This window comes from Pseudoduganella namucuonensis (assembly GCF_900116645.1).
In the GTDB taxonomy this organism is placed as follows: domain Bacteria; phylum Pseudomonadota; class Gammaproteobacteria; order Burkholderiales; family Burkholderiaceae_D; genus Rugamonas; species Rugamonas namucuonensis.
The window spans coordinates 109,700-127,176 of record NZ_FPBO01000003.1 but is presented as its reverse complement, the minus strand read 5'-3'; the positions used below and the strand labels follow the sequence as shown (position 1 = coordinate 127,176).

Here is a 17,477-nt window from a genome sequence, read left to right as displayed (position 1 = left end):
TTTGGTTGTTAACAGACTTATCCACAAAAAAATCGTCCGTTTACTATCTACTACTATGTTTTTATATATATCTTTTGTAAACCTGTAGAACCTTGAAGCGAAAAACGCGGCAAGGCAAAAACAGCAAAAACCGGGGGAAAAATGCGTTTAGGGATCATCAGCGCACTCGCTGAAGAGCAATACGGGCTGATAGAAGCCATGCAGGGCCCCGCCAAGCTCATCCATGGCATGCGTGAGTACACGGCGGGCAAGCTGTGGGAAATCGACGCTGTGTGCGTCCTGTCGCGTATAGGCAAGGTCGCCGCCGCGATGACGGCCAGCATCCTTGTGGAAAAGTTCGGAGTTACCCACATCATCTTTACCGGCGTCGCCGGCAGTGGCGACCTCGGGGTGCGGGTTGGCGACATCGTGGTGGCCGAATCGCTGGTTCAGCACGACATGGACGCCAGTCCCCTGTTTCCCCGATTCGACATCCCGCTGACCGGCCAGTCCCACATCGCCACCGACCGCGAGCTGACCCGCCGCCTGGCGGTGGCTGCCCGCGAATTCCTGGAAAACGAGGCGCTGGCGCCGCAAATGCACCGCGGACTGATCGCCAGTGGCGACCAGTTCATCAACAAACGGTCGCAGATCAGCGCCCTGAAAGACGCGTTGCCGGATTTGCTGGCGGTGGAAATGGAAGGCGCGGCGGTCGCGCAAGTGTGTTTCGAGTTCGGCATCCCGTTCGGCGTCATCCGCACGATTTCCGACAACGCCAACGAAGACGCCGCGGTCGACTTCATGCACTTCGTGCAGACCGTCGCCTCCCGCTACGCCTTCGGCGTCCTCAAAAACTTCTGCGCCCGCTAAAAAGCGCCCAGGGCTATTTACGAAAAGCGCCCTGGGCGATTATTCCTTCCCAGAAATAAGCGCCCAGGGCTATTTATCGGCCTGCGGTCTTCCTCGAGGCACGATCTCGCATTTCTGCCGGGTGATTTCGGCCACCTTGTTGATAAATTTGGAATTGCCCACAGGCTTGCTCTGATGCAGTGAGGCCCGGATCGCGGCCATTACCCCAGGTTCGAGTTGCTCACGGAACAGTGCCTGGTAGGCTAGGCGACGCTCGTACGCGTCGGAAGCCATGCCCATGTATGACTCGTGCGGAGTGATGAGCTTGCACGGCTCTCCCAACGCGTTCGCGCGGTAGCTGCTGTAGCGATAGAAGGCGGGATCATCGACGATGGCGGCGCGCACCGGGTTCATCTCGATGTAGCGGTAGCAGCACAGCAGATATTCCTCACTGTCGATCACCGACGAGTAGTAGCGGCGTTCCCACAACGTGCCGGAGCGACCATATTTTCGATTGAAGTAAGGAACGTAGGAGCCGCCCAGCGACATGAACAGCTTGGCGACCGCGCCTGGTTCTGACGGGGTCAGCAAGAGGTGAACATGATTTTTCATCAGCACGTAAGCGTGTAGCCGGCATCCGGTCTTTTCCAACGCAACATTCAGCATGCGCAGATAGGTATCGAAATCTTCACCATCGAGAAAGCATGGGGCGTGGTTGTGTCCACGCTGAACAATGTGCAGAGGGTATCCGGGCGGATGGATTCTAGGGTTCGCAGGCATTCCGCCAGCTTAGACAGCCCTCACGAGCGAACTGTGCGCTATCGCAAGGATCAAGCTGCTTACCCGAAAATAGCCCTGGGCGCTTATTGCTGTGAGGGAAAAATAGCCCTGGGCGCTTTTTTCTGTGCGGGAAAAAACGCCCTGGGCTATTTGTTAGTGGCCGGCGGAGCGGTAGCCGATGCGGAAGCCGCCCCAGTGCTGGCCGTTCACGTAGATCGGGGCGGACAGGTCGTGCATGACCTCGCCCGTGTCGCGCTTGTAGGTCTGCAGCAGGAAGGGCTGGGTGTTGGCGCCGCAGCGCTTGCCCGTGCGGTCGCTGAAGATGCGCTTGGTGCGGTTGTTGACGATGTCGACGTCGTAGTCGCCCGTCAGCGGCTGGGAGAACTTTTTGTTGTGGGTGGGGAAATATCCATTGTTGTCCACAGCGCCCGCGTACGCCAGATTCGGCATCCGCGCCAGCAGCCCTTCCTGCAGCTCGGGCAGCACGCGGTCGGTGAAGCCGTCGAAACGCGTGCTGTGCTTGGGCGGGTCGGTGTCCGGGATGGGCACGTAGCGGCGGTCGAACAGCGCGTCGCGCGATATCCTGCCGGCGGCGATGGCGGCCTCGAAGATGCGGCCGACCTCCTTCGCCGCGGTCTGGGCCGCGATCCGTATCTCGTCGTGCGCGGTCGGCACCTCGGAGGCGCCCAGCGCCGCCGTGATCACCTCGGCGCGCTCGGCCAGCGCCATCGCCGATCCGGTCGCGCGCGGCAGTTCTGCGTCGGTACTCAACATACTGTCCCGAATTTGAGCAATCGAGTCGGCGATCACCTGTGTCGTTTCGACATGCTCGCGCGAGGCGCGGGCGATTTGCCCGATCTCGTTTTCGGACACGCCCGACGATTGCTCGATGCTGCTGAGCAGCCCGTGCACCGTCTCGACGTTCTTCGCGGCCTCGGCCACCACGCCGGACAGCGAATTCATCCCCTTGCTGGCCTTCTCCGCCTGCTCGTTGATGCCGCGCACCATGGCGCTGATCTCGTCCGTGGCTTCCTTGGTCCGCTGAGCCAGTTGTCTCACCTCGCCCGCGACAACCGCGAAGCCGCGCCCCTGCTCGCCCGCGCGCGCCGCCTCGATCGCGGCGTTCAGGGCCAACAGGTTGGTGCGCGCGGAGATCTCGGTGATGGCCTCGGTGAAGCCGTAGATGCGGCGCGCCTTGTCCTGCAGGTCGGCCATGACGGCGGCGGCCTGGCGCGCGTCGTCGCTGGCGCGGCTGATGCGCGCCAGGCCCTGGTCGGCCTCGGCGCGGCCGGCCTCCGTCTCGGAGCGCACGCGGGCGGCGACCTTGGCGGCGCGCTCGGCGTTGGCGGCGATTTTCTCGGTGGTGTGGGCGTTCTGGCCGGAACTGGTGACGATCTCGCTGGCCGTGCGCACGTCGCTTTCGATCTTCTTCTTGACTGAATCGACGAAATACGAGGTCTCGGCCGCGCCGATCATGATGGCGTCGATCTCCTCGCTGACCGTCCGCGCGAAGCGGCGCGCGCCGTCCGTCTCGCCGCCCTGGCCGGCCAGCCTGGCGACGCAGGCCGCCACCAGCGCGGCCAACGCCGCCTGCCAGACGGGGCCGGGTCCGGCCCCGAACGCCAGATGGGCCAGCCATGAGAGGAGCGCGCCCGCCGCTGTCGCTCCGGTTATCCACAAAATCTGTCGCACCTGCTTATGCTGCAACTTCATTCTTCCTCCGTCTCCGTCAGCGGCTCGCTTGTCCCTTCGTCTACTTGATGGGCAGCTTGCTCGTGTTTTTCACTTCTTCCATGACCGCGTACGTGTGTGTCTCCCGCACGCCCTTTTGCAGCAGTGTCTTGCCCAGGAACTCGCGGTACGCCGCCATGTCCTTGACCCGGGCCTTGACCAGGTAGTCGAAACCGCCCGCCACCATATGGCACTCCAGCACCTCGGGAATGACTTGAACGCTATGTTTAAACGCATCAAACACTTCCGGCGTGGTACGATCCAGCACCACCTCAATGAACACGAGCAGCGACACGTCCAGCAGCTGCGGATTGAGCTGGGCGGTGTAGCCCATGATGTAGCCCGACTCATGCAATTTGCGTACCCGCTCCAGGCAGGCGGCCGGCGACAAGTTGACGCGCGCCGCCAGCTCCACATTGCTGATGCGTCCGTCGCTCTGCAATTCCATCAGAATCTTCTTACTGATTTTGTCCAGCATGGATAACCCCTTTCTAATTATATTTGGTCAAATTCTCTCACCAAAAACAATGTATGGCTAGTCCTAAGTAATACCAGAATTAATCCAGACAATTTCGCTCTACAATCGAATCATCAAGCAGCAAGATAAAAACGCTCTCCAGCCACAAGCCGGAAGAGCGTTTTTTACTGACGCTTTCCAATTACCCACCGTAGAGAGTCCACATGCCCGCAGCCGCCACCCCGTTCTCCTCCCTTGAAGCCGAAGTCCTGCGCGACCCGAGCCCGCTGCGCGCGGCCGTCACGGCGGCCTACCGCCGCGACGAGGCCGGCGCCGTGCAATGGCTGCTGGAACAGGTGCGCGAGGGCGACACGATCGCCGAATCGCAGGCCCTGGCGCACAAGCTGGTGGCCGCCGTGCGCAAGGAGCGCACCCGCGCCTCCGGCGTGGACGCGCTGATGCACGAGTTCTCGCTGTCGTCCGAGGAGGGCGTGGCGCTGATGTGCCTGGCCGAGGCGCTGCTGCGCATTCCGGACGCGGCCACCGCCGACCGCCTCATCGCCGACAAGATCAGCAAGGGCGACTGGCGCAAGCACCTGGGCGAGTCGCCGTCGATGTTCGTCAACGCGGCCACCTGGGGCCTGCTGGTGACCGGCAAGCTGGTCGGCTCGAGCAGCGAGGAGGGCCTGGGCTCGGCCATCACCCGCCTGATCGCCAAGGGCGGCGAACCGCTGATCCGCAAGGGCGTGGACCTGGCCATGCGCATGCTGGGCAACCAGTTCGTCACCGGCCAGACCATCGCCGAGGCGATCAAGAACGGCCAGCCCAACGAGGCGCGCGGCTACCGCTATTCCTACGACATGCTGGGCGAGGCCGCGCTGACCGGGGAGGACGCCGCCAAATACTACGACGCCTACGAGAAGGCGATCCACGCCATCGGCCGCGCCGCCAACGGCCGCGGCATCAAGGACGGCCCCGGCATTTCGGTCAAGCTTTCCGCCCTGCACCCGCGCTACTCGCGCGCCCAGCGCGCCCGCGTGATGGACGAGTTGCTGCCGCGGCTGACCGCGCTGGCGCTGCTGGCCAAGCGGTACGACATCGGCCTGAACATTGACGCCGAGGAGGCCGACCGCCTGGAACTGTCGCTGGACCTGATGGAGGCGATGGCCTTCGATCCCGAGCTGGCCGGTTTCGACGGCATCGGCTTCGTGGTGCAGGCCTACCAGAAGCGCTGCCCGTTCGTGATCGACTACCTGGTCGACCTGTGCCGCCGCAGCGGCCGCAAGATCATGGTGCGCCTGGTCAAGGGCGCCTACTGGGACGCCGAGATCAAGCGCGCCCAGGTGGACGGCATGCCCGGCTATCCGGTCTACACGCGCAAGGTCTACACGGACGTGTCCTACCTGGTGTGCGCGCAAAAACTGCTGGCCGCCACCGACGTCATCTATCCCCAGTTCGCCACCCACAACGCGCAGACCCTGGCCACCATCCACACCTGGGCCAAGCGCGACGGCGTAGACAACTACGAATTCCAGTGCCTGCACGGCATGGGCGAGTCGCTGTACGACCAGGTGGTGGGCAAGGACAACCTGGACAAGGCCTGCCGCATCTACGCCCCGGTCGGCTCGCATGAGACGCTGCTGGCCTACCTGGTGCGCCGCCTGCTGGAAAACGGCGCCAACTCCTCGTTCGTGAACCAGATCGTCGACGAGGCCATCCCCATCGAATCGCTGATCAAGAACCCGGTCGCGGCCGCGCGCGAACAGGGCGGACTGCCGCACCCCGCGATTCCGCTGCCGATGGACATGTTCGGCGCCGAGCGCCGGAACTCTTCCGGCCTGGATCTGTCGAACGAGGAAGTGCTGCGCGTCGTGTCCGGCGTGCTGGCCGAGCCGCGCGCCTGGACCGCGGGTCCGCTGCTGGCGGGGGCGCCGACCGCGGGCCAGCCCCCGCAGGCCGTGGTCAACCCCGCCGAGCACGGCGACATCGTCGGCCAAGTCACCGAGGCGACCGCCGCCGACGTCGACCAGGCGCTGGCCAACGCCAGTGCCTACGCCGCCGAGTGGCAGGCCACGGCGCCGTCGGACCGCGCCGCCACGCTGACGCGCGCGGCCGACCTGTTCGAGACGCACAAGCTGGAACTGATGGCGCTGGCCATCCGCGAGGCGGGCAAGTCGCTGCCGAACGCCATCGCCGAGATCCGCGAGGCGGTCGACTTCCTGCGCTACTACGCGGCGCAGGTCCGCGGCGAGGCCGGGGCGCAGGGCGCGACCCTGGCGCTCGGTCCGGTCACGTGCATCAGCCCGTGGAACTTCCCGCTGGCCATCTTCACCGGCCAGGCCGCGGCGGCGCTGGCCGCCGGCAACGTGGTGCTGGCCAAGCCTGCCGAGCAGACGCCGCTGATCGCCCACCGCGCCGTGCAACTGATGCACGAGGCCGGCGTGCCGCGCGCCGCGCTGCAATTCCTGCCGGGCCGCGGCGACGTGGTCGGCGCCGGCCTGTGCAACGACGCCCGCGTCAAGGGCGTGATCTTCACCGGCTCCACCGAGGTCGCGCAACTGATCAACCGCACGCTGGCCAAGCGCGCGGCCGCCGAGGGCGCCGACATCCCGCTGATCGCCGAGACCGGCGGCCAGAACGCGATGATCGTCGACTCCTCCGCCCTGCCCGAGCAAGTGGTGCAGGACGCCATCTCGTCCGCCTTCGACAGCGCGGGCCAGCGCTGCTCCGCGCTGCGCGTGCTGTTCCTGCAGGAAGACATCGCCGACAAGACCATCGCCATGTTGAAAGGCGCGATGGGCGAGCTCAACATCGGCACGCCGGACCGCCTGGTGACCGACATCGGCCCCGTGATCGACGCCGAGGCGCAGCAAAACCTGCTGGCGCACATCGAAAAGATGAAGAAGACGGCGCTGGCGCACCACTCGCTGCGGCTGCCCGCGGCCGCGTCCGGCACCTTCGTGCCGCCGACCGTGCTGGAGATCCGCTCGCTGGACGAGCTGAGCAAGGAAGTGTTCGGCCCCGTGATGCACGTGATCCGCTACAAGCGCGCCGACCTGGGCAAGATCGTCGGCCAGATCAACGCCAGCGGCTACGGCCTGACCCTGGGCGTGCACTCGCGCATCGACGAAACCATCGATTTCATCGTCTCGCGCGCGCACGTCGGCAACATCTACGTCAACCGCAACATCGTTGGCGCCGTGGTCGGCGTGCAGCCCTTCGGCGGCGAGGGCAAGTCCGGCACCGGCCCGAAAGCGGGCGGTCCGCTGTACCTGAGGCGGCTGCGGCGCAACGCCGCCGTCCTGGCCAAGCACCAGCGTCTGGCCACCCCGGCGCTGGACGCGCTGGAAAGCTGGGCCGAGGCCAAGGGCCTGCGGCGCGTGGTGTCGTTGGCCGGCCAGTACGCCCATAGCACCACGCTGGGCAGCACCATCACCCTGCCGGGCCCGACGGGCGAGCGCAACACCTTGAGCTTCGCCGCGCGCGGCGCGGTGGTCTGCATGGCGGCGACGCGGGAAGTGCTGCTGAACCAGCTGGCCGCCGTGCTGGCGACCGGCAACAAGGCCGTGATCGTCGCGCCGGCGCCCGAGCTGGTGCCAGCCGACCTGCCCGCGGCCGTCAAGGAACGCATCCAGGTGGTGGGCGGCCTGGACGGCCACACGGGTGAATTCCAGATCGCCCTGATCGAGTCGTCGCTGGCCGCGTCGGTGCGCGAACAGCTGGCCGCGCGTGACGGCGCGCTGGTGGGCGTGATCGAAACGGATGAAAGTGGCGCCATCCCGCTGTGGCGCCTGGTGGCCGAGCGGGCCGTGTGCGTCAACACCACCGCCGCCGGCGGCAACGCCAGCCTGATGACCCTCGGCGCCTGATCAACGGCTCAAATAGTTGCACCCACACCATCGGTGTCAGGCGCGACATTTGGACATTCACCGTAGTGATGTCCGAATGTCGCGCCTGACACCGATGTGTTTTTGTTAATAGGTGTCGTTGCGGGGGCTGGTGCCGGGGGCGCTGCGCTGGGCGACGTTGTTCATGCCTTCGAGGTTGGCGCGCAGCCATTTGTGGGCGGGGCTGCGGGCGTCGCGCTCGTGCCAGAGCATGTCGAGGTGGACCGCGGGCAGCTGGAACGGCAGTTCCTTGTGGATCAGCGCGTCCGTCATGCCTGTGGAGGCGATCAGGTGCTTCGGCAGCACGGTGATCAGGTCGGAGTTGGCGACCACCCGCCCCGCCGTGAAGAATTGGTTCACCGTCAACAGGATGCGCCGCTCGCGCTGCATCTGCGCCAGCGCCTCGTCCACCAGGCCGTGCGCGCGCCCGGAGAAACTCACCAGCAGGTGGTTGGCCGCGCAGTAGTTTTCCAGCGTCAGGTCGACCTTGGCCAAGGGGTGCTCGCGCCGCATCACGCACACGTAGTGGCCGGAATACAGCCGCTCGTGGCGGATCGGGGAACTGGTGTCGCTCGACAGCTGCGCCGCCACGCCGGGGAAGAAGCCGACCGCCAGGTCGACGTCGCCACGCAGCAGCATGGGCCGCGGCTCGCGCGTGGTCAGCGGCACCATGCGCACATTGACGCCGGGCGCCTCGCGCTCGATCGAACGCATCAGCGACGGCAGCCAGAACGCGGCGGTGGCGTCGGCCATCGCCAGGCGGAAGGTGGCGTGCGCCTTGGAGACGTCGAAGGTTTCGGGCGTGACCGCCGCCTCCAGGCTGGCCAGCGCGCTGCGCACCGACGGCCACAGCGCCTCGGCGCGCGGCGTGGGCTTGACGCCGTAGGCGGTGCGTATCAGCAACTCGTCCCCCAGGCTTTCCCGCAGGCGCTTGATGGCGTTCGACACTGCGGGCTGCGTCATGGCCAGGTGGCCGGCCGCCCGCGTCAGGTTTTGTTCGGTCATCACCGCGTCGAAGACACGCAGCAGGTTCAAGTCCAGCGTCAGAAAGCTCATGGTCGCCCAGCGAGGAATGGTTGGACCCTTATTCACGTCCCGTATGATCGGTATCGGGATACGGAATTGGATTTATATGTTGCAGCGCACTATAGTTACGCTTGATTGTAATTGCACCTGAACTTCAATGTCTACCTTCATTTCTGCCGTACAAGCCCTGTTCCTGGATATTTCGATGCTGGCCGCCCTGCAAGTGCTGTTGGGCGCCCTGCTGGCGCTGGCGTTCCTGCTGTTGTTCAAGCCGCTTCTGCGCGGTATCGGCCGCGCGCTGATGCTGGTGGTCAAGCCCAAGCTGAGCAAGGAGCAACGCCTGCAGCGCCGGCTGATGCGCGACGCGATGATGCTGAATCGTATGTTGAATTCGCTGGAAGGCGCTCCCAGCCACGCGGCCGAGCTGCGCGCGATGGCGGCCCGCGCCTGAGCCTGAGCCGGCGCCCGGCCTTTGACGGCGCGGCGGAACCGCCGCGCCCACCCTCTTACTTCTCTCCCAGCAGCGCCGGCTTGAGCGACGAGTCCACCGGTTTGTCGCCCAGCCAGATGCGCAGGATGGCGTTGTAGAACGCCACGTCCGGCAGCGCCGCGCCCACGTTCTTGCCGTTCAGCGCCACTTGCGTGCCGCTGTTCGGGATCCAGTCCACCGTCAGCGTGTCGCCCTTTTTCAGCGCCGGGATGGCGGCGAACATTTCACCGAACTGCTTGGTCTGTGGCACGATCTTGCCGCGCTCGGCCTGGTCGGTGTTGTCGTTCAGGCCGGCCATGAAGGCCTTGCCGAATTCCTCGGACGTCAATTCGCGCAGCACCACGATCTGCACGCGGCGCGGGCCGGACGCGGCCAGCACGTCGGCCACCGTGGTTTTCTTTTCCGTCAGGTACAGGCCCAGCGCGTAGACCTTGAAGATGACCTTGGTGCGCAGTCCCGCGCCGTTCAGCTTGAGCGGCTGGCCGGCCAGGGTGATGGTGTCGTCGAATTTCACGCCGGCCACTTCGGCCGCGAACGTCGGTTGCAGCGAGGCGACAGCGAGCAAGGCGGCCGCGGCGGCGCTTTTCAGGATGGTCCTGCGGGGGAAGGTCATGCTGTCTCCATGGGGTGGTTGTTGTGTGCCGATGAATATACCACCGGCCTACACCCCATGGATTAGTACGTGCATACTATTTTGTCGCGGTCAGCCGTTCGTATTTGGCGTGCAACTGTTCCTTGCTTTCCTCCCAGGCGGGATTGAGCGGGATGCATTCGACCGGGCAGATTTGCACGCATTGCGGCTCGTCGAAGTGGCCGACGCATTCGGTGCATTTGTTGGGGTCGATTTCGTAGATCTCGACGCCCATGTAGATCGCGTCGTTCGGGCACTCGGGCTCGCACACGTCGCAATTGATGCATTCGTCGGTAATCATTAAGGCCATGATATTGCTCGCTGCTAAGGGACTGCTTAGTTGCCCGCCGCCGCCGCCTGCATCGCGGAAATCTTGTTCTGCAGCCAGCGGTCCACGGATGGGAAAACGAATTTGGACACGTCGCCGCCCAGCTGGGCGATCTCGCGCACGATGGTGCCCGAGATGAACTGGTATTGGTCGGACGGGGTCAGGAACAGGGTTTCGACATCGGGCAGCAGGTAGCGGTTCATGCCCGCCATCTGGAACTCGTATTCGAAGTCGGACACGGCGCGCAGGCCGCGCACGATGACGCGGGCGTCGTGCTTGCGCACGAAGTCCTTCAGCAGGCCGGAAAAGCCCTCCACCTTGACGTTCGGGTAGTGGCCCAGCACTTCGTTGGCGATGGTCAGGCGTTCTTCCAGCGAGAAGAAGGGATGCTTGTTCTGGCTGTCGGCGACGCCGACGACGAGGCTGTCGAACAGGCCCGATGCGCGGCGCACCAGATCCTCATGGCCGCGGGTGAGCGGATCGAACGTGCCCGGATAAACGGCTACAACCATTGCGGCTCCCTGGAGATGCACCAAATAAAGATAGAAAGCGCATTATGCCTGAAAATCAGGCGTTTTTCCGCATAGCAGCATTTTCGCCGCCGTCCGCCCGCGCCGCGAACCGGTCTTATCCCACGTACTTCAGTAAATGATAGAACACCATCCCGGCCTTGTCAGCGCGGATCACTTCCCAGCCCGCCATCCACTCGGGCGGCTCGCCGTCCTCGAAGCTCAAGGGCAGGCCGGACTCGGCGTACACCAGGCCGTCCTCCTTCAGCAGCTTGCCGCACAGCGGCAGTACGCGGGCCAGGAAATCCTGCTGGTAGGGCGGATCGAGGAAGATCACGTCGAAGCGCTGGCCGCGCACGCCCAGCGACTGGGCGGTGGCCAGCGCGTCCGAGCGCAGCAGCTGCACATTGGCCGCGTTCAGCTTGGTCTTGACCGCGTCCAGCTGGCGCACCACGGCGGTGTTGGTGTCCGCCATGAGCACCGATTGCGCGCCGCGGCTGGCGGCCTCGAAGCCGAGCGCGCCGCTGCCGGCGAACAGGTCCAGCACGTGGGCGCTGGCCCAGTCGCCGTCGCGCAGGTGGTTGATCCAGTTGAAGGCGGTTTCACGCACGCGGTCCGGCGTGGGACGCAGGCCCAGCGCCTCGAGCACGGGCAGCGGCGTGCGCTTCCAGGCGCCGCCGATGATGCGCACCTGGTTGCTGTGTTTCGGGCCGTGGACCGGCACTTTATGGGGTTTTTTGGCTGGCTTCTTTTGCATTGCAGAACTATAGCATGCGCCCTAACAGGCCCAATCACGCCCCGGCCTACTTGGCCTGCACCGCTAGCGTGTTCAGATCGTCGATCCAGCCCTGCATGCGTTTGTGCGCGTGCAGCTTCTGCTCCGGCGTGGCGATGCGGATCACCGTGTGCACCAGTTCCAGCGTGCCGGCCTGGTAGGCGTCGAAGAAGGGCTTGCGGTCGGACGGTTTTTCCATGCGGTCGAAGTTCTCCTTCAGCAGCTCGCGTATCATCGCCTCGGCCGCCGGCTGGGGCGGTTTCTGCTGCTGGATCTTGCGCACCAGTTCCAGGATGCCCTTCTGGCGCCGCATGCGTTCATCCAGCCACAGTTCGTTGTCCAGCGGACGCGCGTCGGAAGCCTTGCGGATCGCCGCCTCCTGTTCCTTGCTGAAGTCGCCGAACCACAGCTCGAACTGCTCCATCGATTTCTTGTAGCGGAACTTGAGCTGGTCGCTGCGGTCGCCCTTCATGTTCTTCTTGCGGAAGTCCACATTGTTCTTGTCGAACTTCTTCTCCAGGCGGTTGATCTGCTCCGGCGTCAGTTTCAGCGCCAGCTCGGCCAAGTCCGGCACCGCCTTCATCATCACGGTTTCCGTGCGGCCGCGGATCTCGCGGTAGTCGGCCTGCAGGTCGGCCATCGTGACGTTGCCCTGCAGCTGTTTCTGCGCCGTGCGCAGCACCTGCGTGTAGTCCTGGAGCTGGGTCTTGCGGTGCCAGCGGAACAGGTCGTTGATGTCTTCCTTGACCTCGGGCTTCTGGTCCGAGGTCACGTCCACGTAGGCGTCCAGCCACCAGAACAGCAGCGTGTCGCCGTTGTTGTAGGCCAATTTGAGGGAGCTGCAGGCGCCCAGCAGCGCGAGCACGGCGATCAGGAAAAAGTAGCGTGCGCCCCGGAAGCGCGGGTCTTGCATGTTAAACTTTTTCATATTTTTAACTCTTAGATAGTGGCCTATGAACGTAGTCATCCTCGCCGCCGGCATGGGAAAACGTATGCAATCCGCTTTGCCCAAGGTGCTGCATCCGCTTGCCGGCAAGCCATTACTGTCGCACGTGATCAACACCGCGCGCAGTCTGTCCCCGTCCAAATTATGCGTTATTTACGGCCACGGCGGCGCAGCCGTGCTGGAGCACCTTGAAAAAGAGAAGCTGGTGCCCGGGGCGGACATCTCGGCCGCGCTGCAGGAACCGCAGCTGGGCACCGGCCACGCGGTCATGCAGGCGCTGCCCGCGCTGGACGACAAGCTGCCCACGCTGATCCTGTACGGCGACGTGCCGCTGACCACGGCTGCCTCGCTGCACGCGCTGGTGGAGGCCGCCGGCGCCGACAAGCTGGGCATCCTCACCGTGGAGCAGGACGATCCCTTCGGCCTGGGCCGCATCGTGCGCGAGGACGGGCGCATCGTCCGCATCGTCGAGGAAAAGGACGCCAGCGCCGCCGAGCGCGCGATCAAGGAAATCAACAGCGGCATCCTGGCCGTGCCCACCCGCCACCTGAAGAAATGGTTGGCCGCGCTGCGCAACAACAACGCCCAGGGCGAGTACTACCTGACCGACATCGTGGCCCAGGCCGTGGCGGACGGCGTGCCGGTGGTGTCGGCCCAGCCTTCCGGCGTGTGGGAAGTGGCCGGCGTGAACAGCAAGGTGCAGCTGGCCCAACTGGAGCGCATCCACCAGGCCAACATCGCGCGGGCGCTGCTGGAAAGCGGCGTGACCCTGATGGACCCGGCCCGCATCGACGTGCGCGGCGAGCTGCACTGCGGCCGCGACGTGACCATCGACGTCGGCTGCGTGTTCGAGGGCAAGGTCGTGCTGGGCGACGGCGTGACCGTCGGCGCGCACAGCGTGCTGGTCAACGCCCGCGTCGCCGACCGCGCGCAGATCAAGCCCTTCTGCCACATCGAGGACGCCGTGGTCGGCGCCGCCTCCGTCATCGGCCCGTACGCGCGCCTGCGCCCGGGCACCGAGCTGGCGGAGGACGTCCATATCGGCAACTTCGTCGAAGTGAAGAACAGCCAGATCGCCGCGCACAGCAAGGCCAACCACCTGTCCTACGTGGGCGACGCGACCGTGGGTTCGCGCGTGAACATCGGCGCCGGCACCATCACCTGCAATTACGACGGCGCCAACAAGTTCCGCACCGTGATCGAGGACGACGCCTTCATCGGCAGCGACTCGCAGCTGGTGGCGCCCGTCACCGTGGGCCGCGGCGCCACCATCGCGGCCGGCACCACGCTGACCAAGAACGCGCCGGCCGACAAGCTGACCATCTCCCGCGCCAAGCTGATGACCATCGACGGCTGGAAGCGCCCGGTCAAAGTCAAAAAGTAAGCGGGCGCGCAGGCCGTGCAAGCTAAAAAGCCTCCTGGGATTGTCAATCCAGGAGGCTTTCTTATAGTCTTCACGGATTTTCCGGGAAACGCGGCTTCCAAAAGGGGTCAGGTTCGGTATTTTTTAATACCGAACCTGACCCCTTTTTTATTTGGCGCCGCGGTTTGTGCTGGTCAGGTCCGTTGCTGCGGGAGCGCGTAGGCGGCCGTAGCCACCACCAGCGCGCCGAGCGCCACCCAGTCCGCCGTGACGATCCTGCCGATGTAGGCGTTGTACGAGCCGGTCATGGCCGCGAGGGCGAGAAACGACACGACGCTGGCAAATCCCGCAACCAGCGCGCTGAGCTGCAATTTCGGAACGAACGCGGATGCCAGGAAGAATGTTCCCAGGATGCCGAACAACACCGCGCGATGCCGCATGAGCAAGACCAGGCTGGGATCGGTCAATGCGACCCCGTACAAGGACTGAAGCCGCTCCGGTCCGAGCACGCCGGCAAGCGGCAGGATGTGGATAACTCCGGTGACGATGAGTGCGGCGGTCAAAACATGACGCATTAGAGCTTCTCCCGTGTCTGATATGAGTCGCCGGATTTTACTGGATGGCGCATGGCGGGCCTACCGTTATGCGCTCTAGACATAAGCCCGTTTCGCTTGTGGATAAATTTGTGAGTAAGCCTGCGGACAAGCTCCGGATAAGGTGTGGGCAGACGCTTGATAACTCCGCGCACGCAACCAGCCCGGCCTGTGCATAAAGATGTGTGCAACCCGTCGAGCAAGTGGTGGAAAACCGCTGGATAAGGGCAGATAACTTGTTTTGGTGTGAATAAAGTTGTGGATAATCGGCGCGTAACCTTCGGATAACTTTGCTGTGCCTATCCCCATTGCGCATCGCGTCACGGAAATCACGGAATGTACATAACCCTGTGTAGAACCGCTGGAAAAGTGACTGACAACCAGGGATGAGCGCTGGATAACCCCGTGGATAAGCGAGTGGGCAAGCTGGGGAAACCACCTTGAAAACCCTGTATAACTTAGACGCCGATGCGCGTCTCGAACTTGCTGCGGAAAGTGGAAAAGTAGGCCTTCACATTGCGCACATTGGTGTGCGTGGCGAACAGCCGGTGCGCCAGCGCGTGGTAGGCCGGCATGTCCGCCACCTGCACCACCAGCACGAAGTCCGGCCCCGGCGACACGCGGTAGCACTGCAGCACAGCCTCCTGGTCCGCCACGTGGCGCTCGAACTCCTCCATCCGCTCGGCGGCCTGCACGTCCAGGGTGATCTCGACGATGGCGGTCAGGCGCGCGCCCACCATCTCCGGCGACAGGATGGCGACCTGACGCGCGATCACGCCGCTGTCGGTCAACTGCTTCACGCGGCGCAGGCACGTCGGCGGCGACACATGCACCAGCCGGGCCAGCTCCGCGTTGTTCAGCGAGGCGTCGGCCTGCAGCGCGTTGAGGATGCGCCTGTCCACCTCGTCCAGCTCTACTGTCGGAATATTCATAAACAATTGTAGGAATAATGGAATAATATTTCACCATCATACTCCGATGAAAGAAAATTCCATGCACGGTTGAATTTAGAAAGCTTATTTCATATGCGCTGCTCTACTATGGATCAGATAATTCATTTTTAATCAATTTCCCTAGAAGAGGCTCACATGTGCGGTATTGTTGGCGCGGTCGCGCAACGTAACATCACCCCCATCCTGGTCGAAGGCCTGAAGCGCCTGGAATACCGCGGCTACGACTCCTGCGGTGTCGCCCTGCATGTGAACGGCAAGCTGGAGCGCTCGCGCAGCACCTCGCGCGTGGCGGACCTGGAAAAGCAGCTGGCCGAGGTCGGCCTGGACGGCTTCACCGGCATCGCCCACACCCGCTGGGCCACGCACGGCGCCCCCGCCTCGCACAACGCCCACCCGCACTTCTCGCCGAACTCGGACAACGCGCGCATCGCGCTGGTCCACAACGGCATCATCGAGAACCACGACGAGCTGCGCGCCGAACTCACCGCGCTGGGCTACGTGTTCCAGAGCCAGACCGACACCGAGGTGATCGCCCACCTGGTCGACCACATGTACCAGGGCGACCTGTTCGACACCGTGCAGCAGGCCGTCAAGCGCCTGCACGGCGCCTACGCCATCGCCGTGTTCTGCCGCGAGGAGCCGCACCGCGTGGTCGCCGCCCGCCAGGGCTCGCCGCTGATCGTCGGCCTGGGCCAGGGCGAGAACTTCGTCGCCTCCGACGCCATGGCGCTGGCCGGCACCACCGACCAGATCATCTACCTCGAGGAAGGCGACGTGGTCGACCTGCAACTGGGCCGCACCTGGATCGTCGACGTCAACGGCAGGCCGGCCGAGCGCGCGGTCAAGACCGTGCACGCCCACACCGGCGCGGCCGAGCTGGGCCCGTACCGCCACTACATGCAGAAGGAAATCTTCGAACAGCCGCGCGTCATCGGCGACACGCTCGAAGGCGTCACCGGCGTCATGCCGGAACTGTTCGGCGACGGCGCCTACCAGGTCTTCAAGCAGATCGACAAGGTGCTGATCCTGGCCTGCGGCACCAGCTACTACTCCGGCCTCACCGCCAAGTACTGGATCGAATCCATCGCCAAGGTGCCGGTCAACGTCGAGATCGCCAGCGAATACCGCTACCGCGACTCCGTGCCCGACCCGAAAACGCTGGTCGTCACCATCTCGCAAAGCGGCGAGACGGCCGACACGCTGGCGGCCCTGAAGCACGCGCGCTCGCTGGGCATGGAACACACGCTCACCATCTGCAACGTCGCCACCAGCGCCATGGTGCGCGAATGCAAGCTGGCCTACATCACCCGCGCCGGCGTGGAAGTGGGCGTGGCGTCCACCAAGGCCTTCACCACCCAGCTGGCCGCGCTGTTCCTGCTGACCTTGACGCTGGCGCAAGTGAACGGCCGCCTCACGGACGAGGAGGAAAGCAACCACCTGAAGGCGATGCGCCACCTGCCGTCCGCCATCACCGCCGTGCTGGCGCTCGAGCCCCAGATCATCGCCTGGGCCGACGACTTCGCCCGCAAGGAAAACGCCCTGTTCCTGGGCCGCGGCATGCACTACCCGATCGCCCTGGAAGGCGCGCTGAAGCTCAAAGAGATCTCCTACATCCACGCCGAGGCCTACCCGGCCGGCGAGCTGAAGCACGGCCCGCTGGCGCTGGTGACCGAGGAAATGCCGGTGGTGACGATCGCCCCGAACGACACGCTGATCGAGAAGCTGAAATCGAACATGCAGGAGGTGCGCGCGCGCGGCGGCCAGCTGTACGTGTTCGCCGACGCCGATTCCCGCATCACCTCGGGCGACGGCGTGCACGTGATCCGCATGCCGGAAAACTACGGGCAGCTGTCGCCGATCCTGCACGTGGTGTCGCTGCAGCTGCTGGCCTACCACTCCGCCTTGGCGCGCGGCACCGATGTGGACAAGCCGCGCAATCTGGCGAAGTCGGTGACGGTGGAGTGATGCTCGGCCGCCATTGACAGAAAACTGTGGACGAACAGTAAAGTCGGACACAAAACAATAAAGTTCGACACAAAGCTTTTTAGCTCAGCAGCCCATGTGTGCCGTGATATGGCCTCATGGGCTTTTTTATTGCTGAGGTCCAGGAATGTTAGTGCTGACGCCAAATTGACCCAAACCGCTGATCGGTTGTTCCAAAAACAAGCAATTGCAAGGTT

At 64.3% G+C, this 17,477-nt stretch carries 16 protein-coding genes; 5 read left to right on the top strand and 11 right to left on the bottom strand.

The features are described from left to right. Window positions 1–141: 141 nt before the first annotated feature. Complete coding sequence (locus tag BM436_RS04515; RefSeq protein ID WP_093553975.1) at window positions 142–849, top strand: 5'-methylthioadenosine/adenosylhomocysteine nucleosidase; 708 nt, start codon at window positions 142–144, stop codon at window positions 847–849. A gap of 69 nt (window positions 850–918) precedes the next feature. Here the strand turns inward: BM436_RS04515 and BM436_RS04510 are convergent, their stop codons facing one another. The 3 genes from BM436_RS04510 to BM436_RS04500 all read right to left on the bottom strand — a co-directional run bounded on the left by BM436_RS04510 (window position 919) and on the right by BM436_RS04500 (window position 3,817). Beyond that, window positions 919–1,608, bottom strand: a complete 690-nt coding sequence (locus BM436_RS04510; protein ID WP_093553973.1) for a transposase — start codon at window positions 1,606–1,608, stop codon at window positions 919–921. 153 nt (window positions 1,609–1,761) lie between these two features. Then, on the bottom strand, window positions 1,762–3,321 hold the full coding sequence (locus tag BM436_RS04505) for a methyl-accepting chemotaxis protein (RefSeq protein ID WP_093553971.1): 1,560 nt from the start codon (window positions 3,319–3,321) through the stop codon (window positions 1,762–1,764). Between the two features lie 40 nt (window positions 3,322–3,361). Next, the gene (locus BM436_RS04500; protein ID WP_028833852.1) at window positions 3,362–3,817 is read right to left on the bottom strand and encodes an Lrp/AsnC ligand binding domain-containing protein; all 456 of its coding nucleotides are present in this window, start codon (window positions 3,815–3,817) and stop codon (window positions 3,362–3,364) included. A 203-nt stretch (window positions 3,818–4,020) separates the two neighbouring features. Here BM436_RS04500 and putA point away from each other — a divergent pair, with 203 nt between their 5' ends. Further along, complete coding sequence (gene putA, locus BM436_RS04495; RefSeq protein ID WP_093553969.1) at window positions 4,021–7,665, top strand: trifunctional transcriptional regulator/proline dehydrogenase/L-glutamate gamma-semialdehyde dehydrogenase; 3,645 nt, start codon at window positions 4,021–4,023, stop codon at window positions 7,663–7,665. Window positions 7,666–7,770: 105 nt separating this feature from the next. Here the strand turns inward: putA and BM436_RS04490 are convergent, their stop codons facing one another. Further along, window positions 7,771–8,739 (bottom strand): LysR family transcriptional regulator, encoded by a 969-nt coding sequence (locus BM436_RS04490; protein ID WP_093553967.1) that lies wholly within the window; start codon window positions 8,737–8,739, stop codon window positions 7,771–7,773. 127 nt (window positions 8,740–8,866) lie between these two features. Here BM436_RS04490 and BM436_RS04485 point away from each other — a divergent pair, with 127 nt between their 5' ends. Continuing rightward, window positions 8,867–9,160 carry a hypothetical protein gene (locus BM436_RS04485; protein ID WP_093553965.1) on the top strand — a complete coding sequence of 98 codons (294 nt, stop codon included), beginning with the start codon at window positions 8,867–8,869 and terminating at the stop codon, window positions 9,158–9,160. Window positions 9,161–9,215: 55 nt separating this feature from the next. On the opposite strand, the gene BM436_RS04480 is transcribed toward BM436_RS04485, so the two are convergent. From BM436_RS04480 to BM436_RS04460, 5 genes are all read right to left on the bottom strand, one after another. Next, complete coding sequence (locus BM436_RS04480; protein ID WP_093553963.1) at window positions 9,216–9,812, bottom strand: chalcone isomerase family protein; 597 nt, start codon at window positions 9,810–9,812, stop codon at window positions 9,216–9,218. 76 nt (window positions 9,813–9,888) lie between these two features. Continuing rightward, window positions 9,889–10,140 (bottom strand): YfhL family 4Fe-4S dicluster ferredoxin, encoded by a 252-nt coding sequence (locus BM436_RS04475; RefSeq protein WP_093553961.1) that lies wholly within the window; start codon window positions 10,138–10,140, stop codon window positions 9,889–9,891. 26 nt (window positions 10,141–10,166) lie between these two features. After that, window positions 10,167–10,670, bottom strand: a complete 504-nt coding sequence (gene coaD / locus BM436_RS04470; RefSeq protein ID WP_093553959.1) for a pantetheine-phosphate adenylyltransferase — start codon at window positions 10,668–10,670, stop codon at window positions 10,167–10,169. Between the two features lie 115 nt (window positions 10,671–10,785). After that, window positions 10,786–11,424 (bottom strand): 16S rRNA (guanine(966)-N(2))-methyltransferase RsmD, encoded by a 639-nt coding sequence (rsmD, locus tag BM436_RS04465; protein ID WP_093553957.1) that lies wholly within the window; start codon window positions 11,422–11,424, stop codon window positions 10,786–10,788. A gap of 46 nt (window positions 11,425–11,470) precedes the next feature. Further along, entirely contained in the window at window positions 11,471–12,370 is a 900-nt protein-coding gene (locus tag BM436_RS04460) for a DUF6279 family lipoprotein (protein ID WP_177306955.1), read from the bottom strand. Window positions 12,371–12,395: 25 nt separating this feature from the next. Here BM436_RS04460 and glmU point away from each other — a divergent pair, with 25 nt between their 5' ends. Then, window positions 12,396–13,772, top strand: a complete 1,377-nt coding sequence (gene glmU, locus BM436_RS04455; RefSeq protein WP_093553953.1) for a bifunctional UDP-N-acetylglucosamine diphosphorylase/glucosamine-1-phosphate N-acetyltransferase GlmU — start codon at window positions 12,396–12,398, stop codon at window positions 13,770–13,772. Window positions 13,773–13,945: 173 nt separating this feature from the next. On the opposite strand, the gene BM436_RS04450 is transcribed toward glmU, so the two are convergent. After that, window positions 13,946–14,326 carry a phosphopantetheine adenylyltransferase gene (locus tag BM436_RS04450; RefSeq protein ID WP_093553951.1) on the bottom strand — a complete coding sequence of 127 codons (381 nt, stop codon included), beginning with the start codon at window positions 14,324–14,326 and terminating at the stop codon, window positions 13,946–13,948. 476 nt (window positions 14,327–14,802) lie between these two features. After that, window positions 14,803–15,276, bottom strand: a complete 474-nt coding sequence (locus tag BM436_RS04445; RefSeq protein WP_093553949.1) for an Lrp/AsnC family transcriptional regulator — start codon at window positions 15,274–15,276, stop codon at window positions 14,803–14,805. Window positions 15,277–15,432: 156 nt separating this feature from the next. On the opposite strand from BM436_RS04445, the gene glmS reads away from it, so the two are divergent. After that, window positions 15,433–17,262 carry a glutamine--fructose-6-phosphate transaminase (isomerizing) gene (gene glmS, locus BM436_RS04440; RefSeq protein WP_093553947.1) on the top strand — a complete coding sequence of 610 codons (1,830 nt, stop codon included), beginning with the start codon at window positions 15,433–15,435 and terminating at the stop codon, window positions 17,260–17,262. Window positions 17,263–17,477: the final 215 nt, after the last annotated feature.